This is a genomic window from Methanobrevibacter arboriphilus JCM 13429 = DSM 1125, assembly GCF_002072215.1.
Lineage (GTDB): Archaea > Methanobacteriota > Methanobacteria > Methanobacteriales > Methanobacteriaceae > Methanobinarius > Methanobinarius arboriphilicus.
This window is the reverse complement of record NZ_JXMW01000003.1, coordinates 207,113-224,755: the sequence shown is the minus strand read 5'-3', so window position 1 is coordinate 224,755 and position 17,643 is coordinate 207,113. Positions and strand designations below refer to the sequence as shown.

Below are 17,643 nucleotides of genomic sequence, written 5' to 3'. Positions count from 1 at the left end.
ATAATTACACTAATCAAGTTTTGTTTAAAAAATTGAAAGCTAATAAATTTGAATGATTATAAACTATAATAACTACAGATTTTAGTTTTAGTAGTAATTATTGTTTATTGTCTAATTACTATTATTAATCTTATCGATATCATCTAATCATCAATTTTATTAGCTAATTTTAAATTCCATTGATTTTTTTACTTTCTATTTATATTTTAACTGTGTATTTTGCTATGTACTTAGATCTTGTCCTCTCAAATAAGTGTACCAGTACAAGAATCCAACAAATATAGCTCCACCGATAATATTACCTAAGGTAACAGGTATTAAATTATTAACAAAACATTGATACCAAGTTACTTTACCTAAGAAAATTCCTACAGGTATGAAAAACATGTTAGCAACACTGTGCTCAAACCCTAAAGCTACAAACGCCATAATAGGGAACCATATACCCATAACTTTTCCAATAATATCATCAGATGCAATAGCTAAATATACTGCCAGACAAACAAGCCAGTTACAACCAATAGACCTAAGAAATGCTTTATCCCAAGTTAAAGAAACAACAGATTTACCTGCTGACATAAACTCAGCGCCACCTAACGCTTTAGTTTGAGCAATAGTAGCAGCATTAGTCATGAAAGGTTCAACAGTTAGGATACCAGCTAAATATGCAAAAACATAAGCAACAAAAACAGCACCTATAAAATTGAAAATCCAACTAACAACCCAATTTTTACCTAGTCCTTTCAAACTTGATTTACCAGTTAAAACACCAACAGCCATATACATGTTATTCCCAGTGAAAAGTTCTGATCCAGCTATAACAACTAGCATCAAACCAACTGGAAACACAGCACCGAAAACTAGTTTCACGAGTCCTGGCGGGAACCCAGCAGCAGCCATACCACCAGTAGCAACCTCAGCCAAAAGACCTCCAAATGCGATATATGCACCAGCAAGGAAACTTAAAATAAGAACATTTCCTAATGGTGCTTTCTCTTTAAGCTCTGCGATACCAGCAATAGCCTTAGCTGTATCAGCAGGACTCTTAAAAGACGAACCCATAATCTCAACCTCTTTATATTGTGTTTAGATCATATTAATACATATATTATGCATTAATACGCAATCTATTTTTATACTTAATCATATGTCAATTAAGTAACTATTGTAATACAATAGTAATACAATTTCTATATTTTTTAATATATTATTTAATATATTTAAAAAATTTAATAATACTCTGATGTTACAAAATTTTAAAAACTTATCATAGTATTATTAACATATCATTTGTGGTATAGTATAAAAATAATTATCTTTTGGAATCAAAAGAAAAAACTTATATATACTATAATACAAAAATAATAACCTCCTAAGAGAAAATGATTAAATAATCAAAAAATTATTATTTATATTTATTAAATATCTTAAAAAGCTAAATATTACTTATTATTTTTACTTAAAGAGATAAAGCTATTTTTAAAGAAGATTCAGTACAAACAAGGATGATTAACAGTTTTAAAGTTTTGAAATATTTTATGTACTTATTTTTATATATACGAATATTTCAGAAGTTATCTTTGTTATATATATTATTTACTTGCAAATTACTAATTATTAATTTTAATATAATAATAGATTATTATAAACTATTAATTATAACATATAGCAGTAATAAAATATTGAAATAAGTATTATTTATATAATAAAATAATAATAAATTGTAATAATGTAATAATAAAAAAATTGTTTACCTTAAAAAATAATAAAAATAGTGTAAAAAATTATATACTGTAAAAAAAATTATAAAAAATTATAAAAATAATATAAGAATAAACTATTAAAAATATAGTATTATAATAAAATATTATAATAAATAAAGTATTATAATAAAAAATAAAATATTAATAATAAGATATTTAATGATAAGACATTAATTGTAAGATATTAATATTATATATTAATAATAAAACTAGTCTTTTCCAATGATTTGTTCTTGAATCTTTTTATTGATTTTATCCCTAGCTTGACCCCTAATTTGAGCATCTATTTCGGCTTCAATTTTTTCATTAATTTTACCTTTAATCTGTTCTTGAACTTGTTTTTCAACTTCAGCTTCTACTTTACCTTTAATCTGATTTTGGATTTCAGCTTGGATTTCAGCTTTAATCTTTCCTTTAATTTGTTCTTGAATTTCTTTATCAATGCTACCCATACAATCACCTATTAGTAATAAAATAATATTAACTATCAGTATAATTTTCATAATATATATATTTTATTAAATAATAATTTATTAATGATAATAGATTTTATTCATCAAATAATAATGTGTTTTAGTAAATATTAAATATAAAATGAAAATATTCAATTTAAGATAAAAAAATTCAGTGAAAAATATAAAAAAGAAATATAAAAAAGAGAAGTAAAAAGGAAATATAAAAAAAGAGATATGAAAGGAAATATAAAAAATAAAAGAAATACAAACTAAATTAATCAATAAATAAGCTAGCTACTCAAAGATGATTATAAATAGATATGATTATAAAATTCTATAATATGAACCTTCAGCACATGACTTACAAAAAGATTTTCCACCCATAATAATCTGTTTTCCATCCATTATTTTTTCATTGCATGAAGCACAAAAAACTTTATCTCTAGGGCTTCCAGGTAACTCATTTTCATCCAAGATAATTTCAACAGGTTGTAAACTAAAGAGTTCATCACTAGGAGTTTTTTTGAACCTTTCAATCATTTCTTCAGTAGTTTCATCTCTTTTTTCTTTAGAATTTGCATCAACATCAGTAACTCTAAAAGCTTCACCAGTGGAAATTTTATAAAAAGAAGCTGCAAATTTACCATAATTCATTTGTTTTAAAGACCTTTTACCCATAGAACATCCAGTTACAGCTTGAACAGCATCAGACATGCACCTATCAATCTCTAAAAAAACAATTAAGTCTTTATTTTTTTGATTTAGTTCCATCCCTAATTTTCCAAGCACATAAATAGCTAATTTTGTACCTATTACAATTCCACCACAAATATCTCCATGAAATTTACCTGCTTTTTCCAATTGTTCTTCAAAAATTTCTTTATTATCAATAATATTCATATTAACACCAAAATAACAATTATTAACACCAAACCATAAATATTAACACCAAAACTATAAATATTAACACTAAAATAACAATTATTAACACCAAGCCATAAATATTAATACCAAATTAATGAGTATTAACACCAGACAATAGCTATTTTTAAAAACTTACTATTTAAAAAATTATTATGCTACTCTTTAAAAAAATCAAAATCAAAGAAAGAATTACTTTTAATAGGAACACAAATCTTTCTATTATTGGAAATTTCTAATAGTTCTAAATCAATATTGTAAAGAAATTTAAGAGTTTTCTCGGTTATAACATTTTCAGGAGTTCCAAAATCAATTAAATGTTTATCTTTCATTATAGCTACTTTATTAGAAGATATAAATGCATGATCTGGAAAATGAGAAGACATTAAAATGGTCAAGCCTTTTTTTGAAAGATTATCAATAATTTCTAAAAATCTAATTTGATTTCCAAAATCTAAATGAGATGTAGGTTCATCTAAAATAAGTAAATCCGGTTCTTGAGCCAAAACTCTAGCTAAAAAAACCAACTGTTTTTCCCCACCACTTAGATTAGTATATTCCCTATTAGCCATATGCAATATATTAAGGTTTTTTAAAACATTTTCAGCTATTTTAATATCTTTTTCTCCTGGAGACTCAGTTAATCCAAGATAAGGAGATCTACCCATTAAAATTACATCAAGAACTGAAAATGGAAAAGTTGGAATATGTCCTTGAGGTATATATCCAATAACTTTTGCTATCTCTGTAAAACTAAGTGAATTTAATGGATTTCCTTTTAAAATCACTTCACCTGATTTAAGATTGTTTAAACCATTTAAAGACTTTAGTAAAGTAGTTTTTCCAGTTCCATTGGGACCTAAAACACATAAAACATCCCCCTTGGATATACTAAAGCTTATATCCTCAAAAACATTATTTTCATTATCATAAGAAAATGAAGCGTTTTTAATTTCAAGTATTTTATCCATAAAGATCACTTTTAACTTTTAATAAAAAAACTTTCAATAAATATTTTATATTCAAATAAGCTAATGCCATTCTGAATAACCTTTTCTAAGTAAATATAAGAATATTGGGACTCCGATAATTGCAGTTAAAATTCCAATTGGTATTTCAATAGATACAACTGTTCTCGAAATTGTATCTATAAGTAAAAGAAAGCTAGCACCAATACTTAAACTAGCTGGAAGTAATACTTTATGATTAGGACCAACCACCATACGAGATATATGTGGTATTAAAAGACCAACCCAACCAATTATCCCACTAATAGAAACTGCCGCAGCTGTTACTAATGTAGCAGCGACAATTATAATCAATCTTAATCTTCCAGGATTTACACCGAGAGATTGAGCTTCTTCATCCCCCATAGCTAAAATATTTAGTCTCCATCTTAACATTAAAAGTATTGTTACCCCAATAACAATAGGGACTATAATGACATATAATCTATCTATATTTACGTCTGCTAAGCTTCCCATCAGCCAATAAACAATTTGAGGAAGTTTATCAGTGGGATCTGCTACAAATTTAGCTCCTGAAATTAATGCATTGAAAAAAGCAGATATTGCAACACCACATAAAACTAATACAAGTATTCCTCCAGATTTATAACTTTTAGAAATTAAATATGTTATTGAAACAGAAATAAGTCCAAAAATAAAGGCAAAAACTTGAATCATCCAATTTCCTGCAGCTAATAAAATTGCAATACATGCCCCAAAACCAGAACCTGCAGACACACCAAGTATATCTGGAGATACTAATGGGTTTTTAAAAATTCCTTGAAAAGCTGCTCCAGCTATAGCAAGTGATGCTCCAACTAACATAGCAGCTACAATCCTAGGCAACCGAATATTAAAAACTATAGAGCTTATAGATGGTGAAACTGCTAAATTTGGATTTATAACACTTAATAATGTTAATACTACATCATTTGGAAAAATTGGAAATCTTCCTACAAAGAAGGAAAGAAAAAATAAGAAAATTGGTAAAAATACTAAAATAACCAATACAAAATATTTATTAGGAATATCTTTATTAAGAACATGTTTATTAGGAACATTCATTATATCTTAGCCAATTATTCTGTTTTTAAACTCTATTGAATTTTTTGGTTCTTTGAAAGTTTTTACTTCTATGAAAGCTTAATTTGAAACTTTTATTTTTATTTTCAGTATTACTTTTATAATTACAATTAATACTAATATTAATATTATATTAAATAATAATTATAATACTACTCTTAATATTATATCTAATACTAATTTTAATACTACATTAATGTTGTTATTTAAAAATCAAAGCGACTTTATCTATTTTATCATGAAATCCAAGAGATTATTCGATATTACATAGCCTTACTATAGATATGTATTCTTACTTTTAAATAATATAATATTTTTTAAATAACAGTAATATCTGTGATTTTTAAAAAATTTAGAAAATATTTACTATATTCAATATAACTACACAGAATATAGTAAATATTCAAATACAGAACTTTTATATACTAATAGAGGATCATATTATATACAATAATATATCTATTTTTAATTCAAAATAACTATTTTTAAATTAGTAAAGCTATTCTTAGATTAATTCAGATTAATTTAATATTAATTTAATTATTTTTAGATTGATTTGATTATTTTTAGATGAGTTAATTATTTTTAGATTAATAGGAAAGTTAGTACCTCTTATTCCGATATGAATAAAAATACATATCAGAATAATGTATAAACTTCTTTCTATATAAACCTAACCAAATAGCAAATTTAATGATAAATATATCTTATAAAAAAAATAAATAACTATAATAATTAATAAATATTAAATTATAATTAATTCATAATAATTGACAAAAAATTATTAAAGCTGTTATTAAAATATCTTAGTGATTTTAGTAAAATATCAAAAATAAGAAAAAGTGATACTTTGAAGTTAACAAGAAATATTAATGCAATTAGTTATAAAAACGGGGAAAACATTCAAAAGTCTGAAGAAATAGTATATGATGAAACAACTAACCTGAAAATTAATAATAAGCATAAGTATAATTTTTCAAGTATAAATAACTCCCTTAAAGATTTTGCAACAGGGTATATGATAGGAGAAGGAATTATAAAAAACTTAGAAGAAATAAAAAAGATAAATATTAATGGAATGAATATAGATGTTGAAATAGAGAATTATAAGGAAAAAAAAGATTTAGTTCTTCCATCAGATAGTGCTGGTGGTTGGAGGTCAAAAATTAATTCTATATCTCCAATAAAATCTGATTTGAAAGTTGAAAAAGATGAATTACTTTTAAATATAGAAAAACTTAGAAAAAATGCTGAAATATGGCAAAAAACTGGTGGAACTCATGTAGCAGCATTTGTAAATAATGATAAAAATCAATTCATTGTTAGAGAAGATGTCAGTCGCCACGTAGCTGTGGATAAAGTAATAGGTGCTGCAACAAGAAAAAAGCTTGATTTTTCTAATTCTTACATAATATACAGTGGAAGAATGCCTGCAGATATGGTTATAAAAATTGTTAGATCAGGAATACCTCTACTTGCATCAAATGCTGCACCATCTTTTTCAGGATATAGTGTTGCAGAAAAAGGAAATGTTACATTAGTTGGATTTATAAGAGAAGATAGATTTAATGTTTATACACATTGGGATAGAGTAATATTCTAAAAATCATTTTAAAAAAATAAATTAAAAATTAAAAATCTTAAAATTATTAAAACTATTAAAACTATTAAAAATATTAGAACTATTAAACCCTATTAAAATTATTAAAACTATTAAAAATATTAGAATTATTAAACTCTATTAAAATTATTAAAGTTATTAAAATTATTAGAATTATTAAACTCTATTAAAATTATTAAAGTTATTAAAATTATTAAAACTTAGAGTTATTAAAAATATTATTTTCATTTAAAAATTCTAAAAAAGATATTAAAAAAGGAGATGTTAAAATTAGTTTACCAAAACAATATACCAATATAAGAGAAAGGTTTGAAGAATATGGTAATGCATTGGAAGAGCTTGGAAAAGCTAGTAGAGAAGGACCGATTGATGAAAAAACTCTTCATTTAATACAGTTAGCTGCAAGTGCATCTATTAGAGCAGAAGGAGCTGTTCATAGCCATACAAGACGTGCTTTAGAAGCAGGAGCAACGAATGATGAAATTTATAATACTTTGATATCAATTACAAGCACTATAGGCTTTCCAACAGTGGCCGCAGCTATTTCTTGGGCAGAAGACATAATACTAGATAATGAATAAAAAATAGTTATAAGAACAAAAATATTGTAGATAAAAATATAAAAAAATATAAAAAATATAATAAATGAAAATATAAGAAAATATAGATGAAAATTAGATAAAAATAAAAAAATAATAGATGAAAGATAATGTATTAACGTATAATATAAGAGAATATAGATGAAGATAAAATAATAGATGAAAGTATAATAGATGAAAATATAACATATTAAAGTATAATATATTAAAAATATAATAGATAGAAAAAATTATAATTAAAGAATTTACTCTAATACAGTATGACGATATTTTAAATCATCCTCTGTTTTACCCATCTTTTGCATTAATTCAGCTATAAGACCATCTAAAAAAATAAGGGAAGTTAACTCAAATGCTGTACCAAGAGGAGTTACAGAAACATAATTTCCATCAATTTGTCTTTTAATATAATCTTCATCATCAATGTCAATCTTAGTTCTACCTTTAACTTTCATTACACAATCTGCAAGCTTTCCTAAAGATGACTCTGGATAAGATGTGAGAGCTAAAGCTTTAGAACCTCTATTTTTAGCAATACCGACTGCTGAAACAATAGTATTAGTTTCACCAGATCCAGAAATAGCTAATATACAATCATCATCATATATAGCTGGAGAAATAGTTTCACCTACAACATAAGCACTAATACCTAAGTGAACTAAGCGCATAGCAAAAGCTTTAGCTACAAGTCCAGATCTTCCTGCACCCATAACAAATACATTCTTTGATTCAGTTAATACTTTCATAAACTCATTTACTGTTTCTTCATCAATAAATTCAGTAGCTGACTCTATATTACTTAAAATTTCTTCAATAGCTGCTTTCATTAACTTCATATTTCAACCTTAGATTTTTATATTTATTTTAAGAGGATAATAACACTTTTATTAAACTATAAATAGTCATAATTTAATAACTTTAAATTATACTTATAAAAATAATAGTATAATGAATAATAAATATAATCATGTTATATTTTTATGTCAAATAATACTTTATGTTAAATATATTATAGATTTTTATTAAATTTTAATTTATTTAAAATTATTTATTTAGAATATTTTTATAATATTTTTATAATACTTTATAATTATAATATTTATTTTATAATTTTTAAATAAAGAATAACATAATTAATAAAGTGACTAATAAATTAACTAATAAATTTTAAATAATCAATATTTATGTGATCAAATATCTAAAATGTGAGTAATTATATGAAATATAAGATTGAACCAAAAGTTGAGATTAAAATTAATGGTGAAACTTATAGCTATAAACTATTTGAATCATTAAAGCTATTAGATGAAATTAATTCTCAAAGAGCAGTGGCTAAAAGACTCAATATATCTCATTCTGTTCTAAATAGAAGAATTAAAAATGCTGAAAAAAGACTTGGTTTTGATTTAGTTAAAATTTCTGGTTCTAGAACTTATTTAACTGAAAAATCCAAGAATTTAGTTAATATTTATGAAAAATACAATTCTAGAGTAGTTGAAACTGATAAATTAATAATTGCTGGAGGACATATAATAACAAACTTTTTAGAATCAATATCTAATGAAATACCTTTTGAAGTTGATATCTATAGTAGTGATGATAATAGTGCGTATAAATTAGCAAAAAAAGGTTTGGTTGATATTTTAGCTCTTGATGATCCCCAAATAGCTTTTAAAAATGATTTAGACTTTAGAGTGATTGGATATGATAATTTAGTCCTTGTTTCAAATGAAATGTCCTCTAAGATGAAGATAAAACAGATGAAAGATTTAAAAAATCTTGAATTTGTATCGATTGAGGGTACAGCACAAAGATTAGCTTGGAGCACTCTTGATGAAAATAATATTGCCTATAAAATAATAAAAAATGTGAAATCAGAGTTTGATGCTTTTAAAATTGTGCAAAACTCTAATAAATTATATACTTTTTTAAATGGAAGCTATTTTAAAGGAAATAATGTTTTAAAGGAAGAAACAAAACATGCTATTAGTTTAATAGCGATTAATTCTGAAAAAAAAGAAGTTCAAGAGTTTATTGAATATTTTTTGAATGATGGTCAAAAATTAATATCTAGAGAGGGTTTTATACCTATAAAACCTTGGAAAACAAAAGAAAAGAAGATGAAATTATCAATCTAATATTTAAATACAATATAATACAATATCTTCAAATAAAAATTCCCAAATAATATTTTAAAATAATAATTTTAAAATAAAAGTCCCAAATAATATCTTTAAAATAATAGTTTTAAATAAGAACTCTTAAATAATAATTTTAAATTAATATTTCTAAAAAAAATAAAAATTAAAAATAATATGTCCAACATATTTCCCATCTAATGTTTCATGAAACTAATAAGAATAAGCTCATGTATGGGTTCGTCTTTTCATGCATTAGATAATAAATTATGTAAGAATTTATTATTTCATTAGGACTAAATATATTTACATTATACTACTTATATTTTTCTATTATTAAAGTATATAAAATAATTATAAATAAATAGGAGATGTCTAAACAGTTAACATAAATAAATTAAGAAAAATAGAAAAAATACATGAAATAGATTAAAATAATAGTTATAATCACGATATTGACATTATTATAATCACATATTACTATTAGTTTTCATTCACTATCCAAAAAGAAATATAAGATTGTATATCTAATTTATTTATAGTATTTATGTTATATCAATTAAACTATTATATCAAAAGTATAATTCTATATTAAATTAAATATAAACTGATATATTCTATAGTACGATAATTAATGAGTATTATATTAATAGTTTAATTAATTTAATTAATTAATATAATAGAATATAGTTAAAATATAGTTAGAATATAAATTAGAATATAAATAATAGAATAATTATCATATTAAATCTTTACCACAGAATTAATAATTAATAATATAATTAAATAATATTTAATAAGTAAAATGATATAAAATAAAAAGAGAAATATAAAGAGGTTTTTAATTGATTAAAAAAGATGATTTACTTGTTATAGGCCATACAGCAATAGATTATATAATGACAGTAGAGAAATTTCCAGCCCCAAATTCATCCACTCCTATTAAAACAATGAAAATATTTCATGGAGGTGCCGGAGCAAATGTAGCTATGGTTGGAGCCAAATTAGGCCTTAAAACATCTCTTATATCTGCAGTTGGAGAAAAATTTTTAAAATCAGAATATTTAGAGAAAATGGTTGAATTAAAAATTAATACTGATTCAATGATTATATCTAAAAATGAAGATACACCAACAGCATTTGGTATGACAAACAATAAAGAAGATCAAATATTTTATTTTTATTGGGGAGCTGGAAAAGAATTTTTAAAATCTGATCCTCCAGAATCATCTGTTCAATCTTGTAAAGCAATCCATTTAGCTACTGGAGATCCGACATATAATATAAAAAGTAGCATTTTAGGTAAAAATAATGATAAAATAGTTTCATTTGACCCTGGGCAAGATTTAAATATGTATAATGCTCCAAAACTCAAGGAAGTTATAAATAATTGTACAATATTATTCGGAAACCATCATGAAATAGAAAGAATTCAAAATTTATTAAAATGTGATATAAATGGTTTAAGAGAAATAGGTCCAGATATTATAGTTAAAACATGTGGGAAAGCAGGTAGTGTTATTTATACTGAAAAAGAAAAGATAAAAGTTGATTCAATCTATCGACCAGCTGTTGACCCAACAGGTGCAGGAGATTCTTATAGAGCAGGGTTTTTATATGGATACATTAATGAAAAAAGCCTTGAAAATTGTGCTAAATTTGCTTCAGCTGTTTCATCATTTATTGTAGAAAAAAAAGGATGTCAAACAAATATCCCTAATTTTGAGCAAGTGACTGATAGAATGAATCAGTTTTATAACAATAAATCTTAAATTTATTCTAAATTTTGAATTATTTTTTAAAAACATATTATATCATTAAATATTTAATAATATGTTTACTATCAAAAATATTTATATCAAAGCTATTTATTAATAAAAATATTCACTAATAAAGTACTAATAAAGATATTTATTAATAAAGATATTTATAAAAAATCAAAGAAAATTTAAATTTTTCAAGTTTTCTTTAATTTAAACCTGTATTATACAAATAAAATAGATTAATTTATAAGCTATAAGTTTATAATAAGATATATTCAATCTAAATGTACTTAAATTCAAATAAAGTTTAAAAAATTAAATATTATTTGAACTAATTTTGGTTACTAATTTGGTTGAAATAAAATTTATTCAAATATTTTTATTAAAAATATATTTTTATTAAAAATAATTATAAAACTTCGAAATTATGTAAAAATTTTGAAATTATAATAAAAATTCGATCTTATTTAATTAAAAATGTGATTAATTATGACACAAATAGAAGATGCAAAAAATGGGATAATTACAGAAGAAATGAAAATAGTTGCTGAAAAAGAAGGAGTTTCTGAAGAATTTATAAGAAATTCCGTGGCTAATGGTACTATAGTAATTCCATCAAATGTTAACAGAGATCTAACTCCTTGTGGTATTGGAGAAGGTCTTAGAACAAAAGTAAATGCAACAATTGGAACATCTACTGACATTATTGATTTTGATGAAGAAGAAAAGAAAGCTCAAATAGCTATAGATAACCAAGCCGATAGTTTAATGGAATTAAGTATTGGTGGAGACCTTGATGAAATCAGGAGAAGAATTTTAAAAATGTCTGATATTCCTGTTGGAAGTGTACCAATATATCAAGCAGCTATTGAAACAATACGGAAAACTGGATCCGCAATTGATATGGATGAAGAAATAATGTTTAAAACCATTGAAAAACAAGCCAAAGATGGTATTGACTTTATGGCTATTCATTCAAGTGTTAATATTGAAACTTTAGCTAGGCTTAAACGTCAAGGAAGAGAAGGCGGACTTGTAAGTAGAGGTGGAGCATTTATATCTGCATGGATTGTTGAAAATGAAAGAGAAAATCCATTGTTTGAAAATTTCGATTATATCCTTGATATTGCAAAAGAACACGATGTTGTACTTTCTTTAGCTAATGCAATGAGAGCAGGAGCAATAGCTGACTCTACAGACAGAGCTCAAGTTCAAGAATTAATTATACTTGGAGAATTAATTGATAAATGTCGTGAAGCTGGTGTTCAATCAATGATTGAAGGACCTGGACATATCCCTATTAATGAAATTCCTGCTAATGTAACAATACAAAAGAAAATGTGTGGAGGAGCTCCTTTCTACATGTTAGGACCTATTGTATGTGATATAGCTCCTGGTTATGACCATATAGTTTCTTCTATTGGAGCAGCTGCTTCAGCTAAAGCAGGAGCTAATTTCATCTGCTATGTTACCCCTGCAGAACATTTAGCTCTTCCAGAGCCAGAAGATGTTAAAGCAGGAGTTATATCAACAAGAATCGGTACTTATGTTGGAGATATGGCAAAAGGAGTACACAATGGTGAAAAAGACTTAGCTATGGCTAATGCAAGGAAAAAACTTGATTGGGAAAGTCAATATAATTTAGCTATTTGCCCAGCAGATGCTAGAGCTATAAGAGAAAACAGACCTCCAGAAGATCCAGACACATGTACAATGTGTGGGAACTACTGTGCTGTAAAAATAGTTAATGAATGGTTAGATCAAGCCGACCCAAAGGGTTCGCTTTGGAATATCTAGCTTTTTAACATACTTTTTTTATTTTTTTTATTAACTATTTTTTTATTTTTATTTATAAATAATTTCAAAATTATAGTCAAGCACCAAATTTTTGGAACAAATTTTGTCGATTATATATAAATAAACTGCAAAAATTAGTGCAAAAAATTAAGTTTCTAACTATATAAATTAATTTTTAGCCATGTTCATAAAATCTGTCCCATATGTGCTGATTTTTTCTAAAATTACTCTTTTTAAAATCTTTATACAAAACTATAACTTCTTATTTATATACTTATAATCTTTCAGGCCTTCATTTTAGAATTAGTATTAAATATTTCTGTTATACTACAACTTATTTATTAAAAAATATTATTAGCTATTATTTATTAAATTATAATTATTAAATAAAAAACAGGAGCATAATAATGAAAAAATGTATACTATGTGAAACAAGCAAAGAAGATAGAGAATTCAATAGAGAGCATATTGTTCCTAAACAATTAGGTGGAAGTTTAACAATGAAAAATCTATGTAAAGATTGTAATTCGAAAATAGATGATGAGTTAGATAAAAAAGTAGCTGAAAATTTACTATTTAAAATATATAAGAATGATGAAAAAATAAAGTCTAATAAAGGAAATCATATAAATCCTTTCAATGATTTTATATCTAAAGAAAATGAAAATAGAAAAATAGAAATAGGGCTTGATAACGAAGGTAATTTAGAAATAACAAGCATTCCCCAAATAAAACCTACACTTAAAATAAAAAATAAAACTACTGATGGAAAAGCTACTGGAGTATTAACTGCTGAAGCCAATATTCCTATAGAAGACCTTGATAAAATATTCGATGAATTGACAAAAGAACTCAATGTTGAATTATCTCCAAAATCAAAAGAGGAAATAAAATCTGGAAAAATAAAAAGCAAAATAATAAATCATGAAGAAACATTTTTCATGGAAGAATCCATAGATACATGGCCAATAATTAAACTTTTTGTCAGGATTGCGTATGAAATAGCTTTTTATAAACTTGGTGATGATTATTTCAATGACCCAATGCGAGATAAATTGAAAAATTATCTTGAAAGTGATGATAAATATATTGAAGATTTGAAGACTAGGCATGGCATTAGTATTCATTTTTTAAAGGACAATGAAGTCAATGAAGCAATATTTCATTTAGCTAAAGCTACATATAAAGATGATAATTTATTGCATTATATAACAATACTTCCTGCTCGAGTTAATGGCATTAATGCAATAAATCTTGTTGTGACTCTTTTTAATAGATTATCTGCAAATGTTCTAATAAGTGAAGATTTTAATATGTATGAAATAAATGGTTTGAATGCAATAATGATGTTTAAAAATAATGGAAATAAATATACTAAAGAATTTCCTAAAAATTAAATAATAAAAATATAAAAAATTGATGCACAATATATTTTTATTTAAATATCAATTCCATAACTATCAAAAATAAAAATTTTGATATATGATTTTGCTTAAATTTGGATAACATATAAATTTATAAGTTATAAAAATCAAATATTATTATAAATTAGACATTTTATGTCGTTTTTTATTATTTAAAATCATTATGTAGGTTGGTGAGCTGTGTAACTATCCTTTAACCTTATCTAATTAGGAAGTATATAGCTATTACATTGTGGAGTATTAGAACTATCACTAATACAAGAGATAGTATACTTTCAAATGGCAACACTATCACCTCCTACTTACTTAGTAAAAGTAAAAGGCTTACACTTCGGTGAAAAAATAGTACTTGCCTCCTACTTTCCTTGAATAAACAGTATATTATACTGTTTTGTTCAACTATAGTATTTTACTAGCTATTAACTCACCAAGCCTACTAATAACTATTAGATTGTTAAGATATAAATATTTATATATGATAAAAAACAATATAGTAACTGGTGAAAAAGGTACTTGCCTTTATAGCTAGCTAATTATAGCTAGCTAATTACTTCTTATTTTTTATAATTATTTCTATTTTTCAATATAGTTATTTATTTCAACAATTAGAATTATTTTGGAGTCAAAATGTCTTATTAAAATTTAAATTTTGTTTTTTAATAATCAGCTCATTGTTAAAGCATTGAAAATATTTATAATAACATATAAATTAAGTTTAAATTATTTTTATTGAATTAAAAAGTTATTAACAATAATATTTATAAGAATTAAAAATAAATTTATATAATGCTTATTATTCAATACTTATTTTAAATTTTAATTAAATTTTAATTAAACAATTTAAAAAAAATAATATAAAAAATAAAGTATATATTTACTATTTTCATATCATATAGAATATATATTATAAAATATTTACAATAAGCTAATTTAACTCTTAAATTAAAATTATATCTATAATCTAAATTATACTAAAAATATAATTAATTAGATTAGTTTAATATAATTAATTTAATAGATTGATTAATATTTTAGATTAATTAATATTTTAACTAATATTTAATATAAGTTAATTAATTTAATAAAAATAAAAGAATAAATAGAAATATAATTAATTTTGTTCACTATATAATTCATTGATATATCTTAAATAAAATTACGACTTATTATTTTACTGGTGAAATGATGAAACATTGGATAGAAAGAATTGCTGATGATTTAAAAGAATGGGATGTTGAAAAACATGTTATTGCAAGTGGAACATCTATATCAGGATCAATACATATAGGAAATTCATGTGATGTTTTTATAGCTAATGCTGTAGGAAAGCAATTGAAAGAAATGGGTGAAAAAACTGAAACTATTTGGATTGCAGACGACCATGACCCACTTAGAAAAGTTCCACACCCATTACCAGAAAGTTATGACAAATATCTAGGTATGCCCTACTCCAATATCCCATGTCCAGATGGATGTTGCGATAGCTTTGTAGAACACTTTGAAAAGCCACTACTAGATATTTTAGATGACTTTGAAATAGAACTAACTCCAAAATCTGGCTTTGAAATGTATAAAGATGGAATTTACGATGAATATATAAGAATATCCTTAGAAAAGGTAGATGAAATAAGAGAAATATTCAATCGATACAGAGAACATCCATTAGCTGATGACTGGTTACCTTACAATCCAATTTGTGATAAATGTGGAAGAGTAAACACTACAACTAGTTATGCATTTAATGAAGATAATGATACTATATCTTATAAATGTGAATGTGGTGCAGACGCAGAAATGAATATTACATCAGGAAATGGTAAGTTAACTTGGAGAGTAGAATGGGCAGCTAGATGGAAAATATTTGGAATTACATGTGAACCATTTGGTAAAGACCATGCAGCTAGTGGAGGATCTTATGATGTTAGTAAAATAATATCTGAAGAGATTTTTAACTATAAAGCACCATATCCAGTCCCTTATGAATGGATCACCTTAAATGGAGATGCAATGAGTAAATCTAAAGGAGTATTCTTTACTCCAAAACAATGGTTAGAAATTGGGCCTGCTGAAAGTCTTAACTACTTTATATTTAGAAGTAAACCAATGAAACACAAAGATTTTTCACCTAATATGGCATTTCTTGATTTTATTGATCAGTTTGACAAAGTGGAAAAAGTTTTCTTTAATGAAGAAGAAGCACCATCAGAAAAAGAAGGTAAAAAATTCAAGAAGATTTATGAAATTGCTCAAATAAACGAAGGAGATTCTTTACCATTCAGACCACCTTACAGATTTTTAACTGTTGCTTATCAGATAGCAGGAAATAATCCAGAGAAAATATTTGAAATTCTTAAAAAGAATTCTCAGCTAACTAAAAGTTTCCAAGATAAAGAGTTTAAAGATTTAGAAGAAAAAGAACTTGAACAATTCACACAAAGAATAGAACAAGTGAAAAATTGGTTAGATAAATACGGTCCGAAATTTGTTAAATTCCAAGTCATGAAAAAAATTCCAAGATTAGAGCTAGCTGATGATCAAAAAGCTTTTCTTAAAAGTTTAGCTGATTTAATTGAAAGCAAAGAATTTAATTCTGCTGAAACACTTCATGATGAAATGTATGAAACTTTAAATGGATATGATTTAAAACCTCAAAAGGCTTTCCAAGCTATTTATAAAATGATTCTTGGGCAAAAACAAGGCCCAAAAGCAGCTTCATTCCTCTTATCATTAGATAAAGATTTTGTAGTTAAAAGATTAAGAATGGAAGAATAAAAAGTATTATTTTCATATATTAATACTTCATAAAATTTTTTATTAATAATATTCTTCTATTATATATCTATTAATTTACTAAATACCTATAATATATTTACTAATAGCTATTACAATAATATATTACACTACTAATATCCTTAGTAATAGTATATTTACTAATAATATACTTAATAATAATACACTTAGTAATTTTATACTTACCAATAATATGATTAGTAATAGTATATCTAATAATATAATTAGTAATAATATGATTACTAACAGCATATTTACTAATAATATACTTAATAATAATAT

General features: G+C 24.5%; 13 protein-coding genes. 7 read left to right on the top strand and 6 right to left on the bottom strand.

Annotated features, from left to right (window positions below):
- Positions 1-222: 222 nt before the first annotated feature.
- The 5 genes from MBBAR_RS02610 to MBBAR_RS02590 form a co-directional block, all read right to left on the bottom strand.
- Positions 223-1,062: a formate/nitrite transporter family protein gene (locus MBBAR_RS02610; protein WP_080459727.1), complete on the bottom strand. Its 840-nt coding sequence runs from the start codon at positions 1,060-1,062 to the stop codon at positions 223-225.
- 910 nt (positions 1,063-1,972) lie between these two features.
- Complete coding sequence (locus MBBAR_RS02605) at positions 1,973-2,215, bottom strand: hypothetical protein (RefSeq protein WP_080459726.1); 243 nt, start codon at positions 2,213-2,215, stop codon at positions 1,973-1,975.
- A gap of 327 nt (positions 2,216-2,542) precedes the next feature.
- Positions 2,543-3,118, bottom strand: a complete 576-nt coding sequence (locus MBBAR_RS02600) for an FmdE family protein (RefSeq protein WP_394334516.1) — start codon at positions 3,116-3,118, stop codon at positions 2,543-2,545.
- A gap of 179 nt (positions 3,119-3,297) precedes the next feature.
- The gene (locus MBBAR_RS02595; protein ID WP_211272906.1) at positions 3,298-4,119 is read right to left on the bottom strand and encodes an ABC transporter ATP-binding protein; all 822 of its coding nucleotides are present in this window, start codon (positions 4,117-4,119) and stop codon (positions 3,298-3,300) included.
- A gap of 51 nt (positions 4,120-4,170) precedes the next feature.
- A complete protein-coding gene (locus MBBAR_RS02590) occupies positions 4,171-5,211 on the bottom strand; it encodes a FecCD family ABC transporter permease (protein ID WP_080459724.1) in 1,041 nt (346 codons plus the stop codon).
- Between the two features lie 868 nt (positions 5,212-6,079).
- On the opposite strand from MBBAR_RS02590, the gene fdhD reads away from it, so the two are divergent.
- On the top strand, positions 6,080-6,832 hold the full coding sequence (gene fdhD, locus MBBAR_RS02585; RefSeq protein WP_080459723.1) for a formate dehydrogenase accessory sulfurtransferase FdhD: 753 nt from the start codon (positions 6,080-6,082) through the stop codon (positions 6,830-6,832).
- A gap of 233 nt (positions 6,833-7,065) precedes the next feature.
- Positions 7,066-7,431 carry a carboxymuconolactone decarboxylase family protein gene (locus MBBAR_RS02580; protein WP_346218172.1) on the top strand — a complete coding sequence of 122 codons (366 nt, stop codon included), beginning with the start codon at positions 7,066-7,068 and terminating at the stop codon, positions 7,429-7,431.
- Positions 7,432-7,694: 263 nt separating this feature from the next.
- On the opposite strand, the gene hxlB is transcribed toward MBBAR_RS02580, so the two are convergent.
- The gene (hxlB, locus tag MBBAR_RS02575; protein WP_080459721.1) at positions 7,695-8,285 is read right to left on the bottom strand and encodes a 6-phospho-3-hexuloisomerase; all 591 of its coding nucleotides are present in this window, start codon (positions 8,283-8,285) and stop codon (positions 7,695-7,697) included.
- A 381-nt stretch (positions 8,286-8,666) separates the two neighbouring features.
- Between hxlB and MBBAR_RS02570 the strand changes: the two genes are divergently transcribed.
- From MBBAR_RS02570 to lysS, 5 genes are all read left to right on the top strand, one after another.
- On the top strand, positions 8,667-9,587 hold the full coding sequence (locus MBBAR_RS02570; RefSeq protein ID WP_080459720.1) for a helix-turn-helix domain-containing protein: 921 nt from the start codon (positions 8,667-8,669) through the stop codon (positions 9,585-9,587).
- Positions 9,588-10,432: 845 nt separating this feature from the next.
- Entirely contained in the window at positions 10,433-11,359 is a 927-nt protein-coding gene (locus tag MBBAR_RS02565) for a carbohydrate kinase family protein (protein WP_080459719.1), read from the top strand.
- 480 nt (positions 11,360-11,839) lie between these two features.
- Positions 11,840-13,147: a phosphomethylpyrimidine synthase gene (gene thiC, locus MBBAR_RS02560; RefSeq protein WP_080459718.1), complete on the top strand. Its 1,308-nt coding sequence runs from the start codon at positions 11,840-11,842 to the stop codon at positions 13,145-13,147.
- Between the two features lie 407 nt (positions 13,148-13,554).
- Positions 13,555-14,544, top strand: a complete 990-nt coding sequence (locus MBBAR_RS02555; RefSeq protein WP_080459717.1) for an HNH endonuclease — start codon at positions 13,555-13,557, stop codon at positions 14,542-14,544.
- Positions 14,545-15,756: 1,212 nt separating this feature from the next.
- A complete protein-coding gene (lysS, locus tag MBBAR_RS02550; RefSeq protein WP_080459716.1) occupies positions 15,757-17,343 on the top strand; it encodes a lysine--tRNA ligase in 1,587 nt (528 codons plus the stop codon).
- Positions 17,344-17,643 lie beyond the last annotated feature (300 nt).

Coding starts and splice junctions, on each gene's coding strand:
- lysS (WP_080459716.1), top strand. CDS start 15,757: ATGAAACATTGGATAGAAAGAATTGCTGATGATTTAAAAGAATGGGAT.
- MBBAR_RS02555 (WP_080459717.1), top strand. CDS start 13,555: ATGAAAAAATGTATACTATGTGAAACAAGCAAAGAAGATAGAGAATTC.
- MBBAR_RS02570 (WP_080459720.1), top strand. CDS start 8,667: ATGAAATATAAGATTGAACCAAAAGTTGAGATTAAAATTAATGGTGAA.
- MBBAR_RS02590 (WP_080459724.1), bottom strand. CDS start 5,211: ATGAATGTTCCTAATAAACATGTTCTTAATAAAGATATTCCTAATAAA.
- MBBAR_RS02600 (WP_394334516.1), bottom strand. CDS start 3,118: ATGAATATTATTGATAATAAAGAAATTTTTGAAGAACAATTGGAAAAA.
- MBBAR_RS02610 (WP_080459727.1), bottom strand. CDS start 1,062: ATGGGTTCGTCTTTTAAGAGTCCTGCTGATACAGCTAAGGCTATTGCT.
- hxlB (WP_080459721.1), bottom strand. CDS start 8,285: ATGAAGTTAATGAAAGCAGCTATTGAAGAAATTTTAAGTAATATAGAG.
- thiC (WP_080459718.1), top strand. CDS start 11,840: ATGACACAAATAGAAGATGCAAAAAATGGGATAATTACAGAAGAAATG.
- MBBAR_RS02605 (WP_080459726.1), bottom strand. CDS start 2,215: ATGGGTAGCATTGATAAAGAAATTCAAGAACAAATTAAAGGAAAGATT.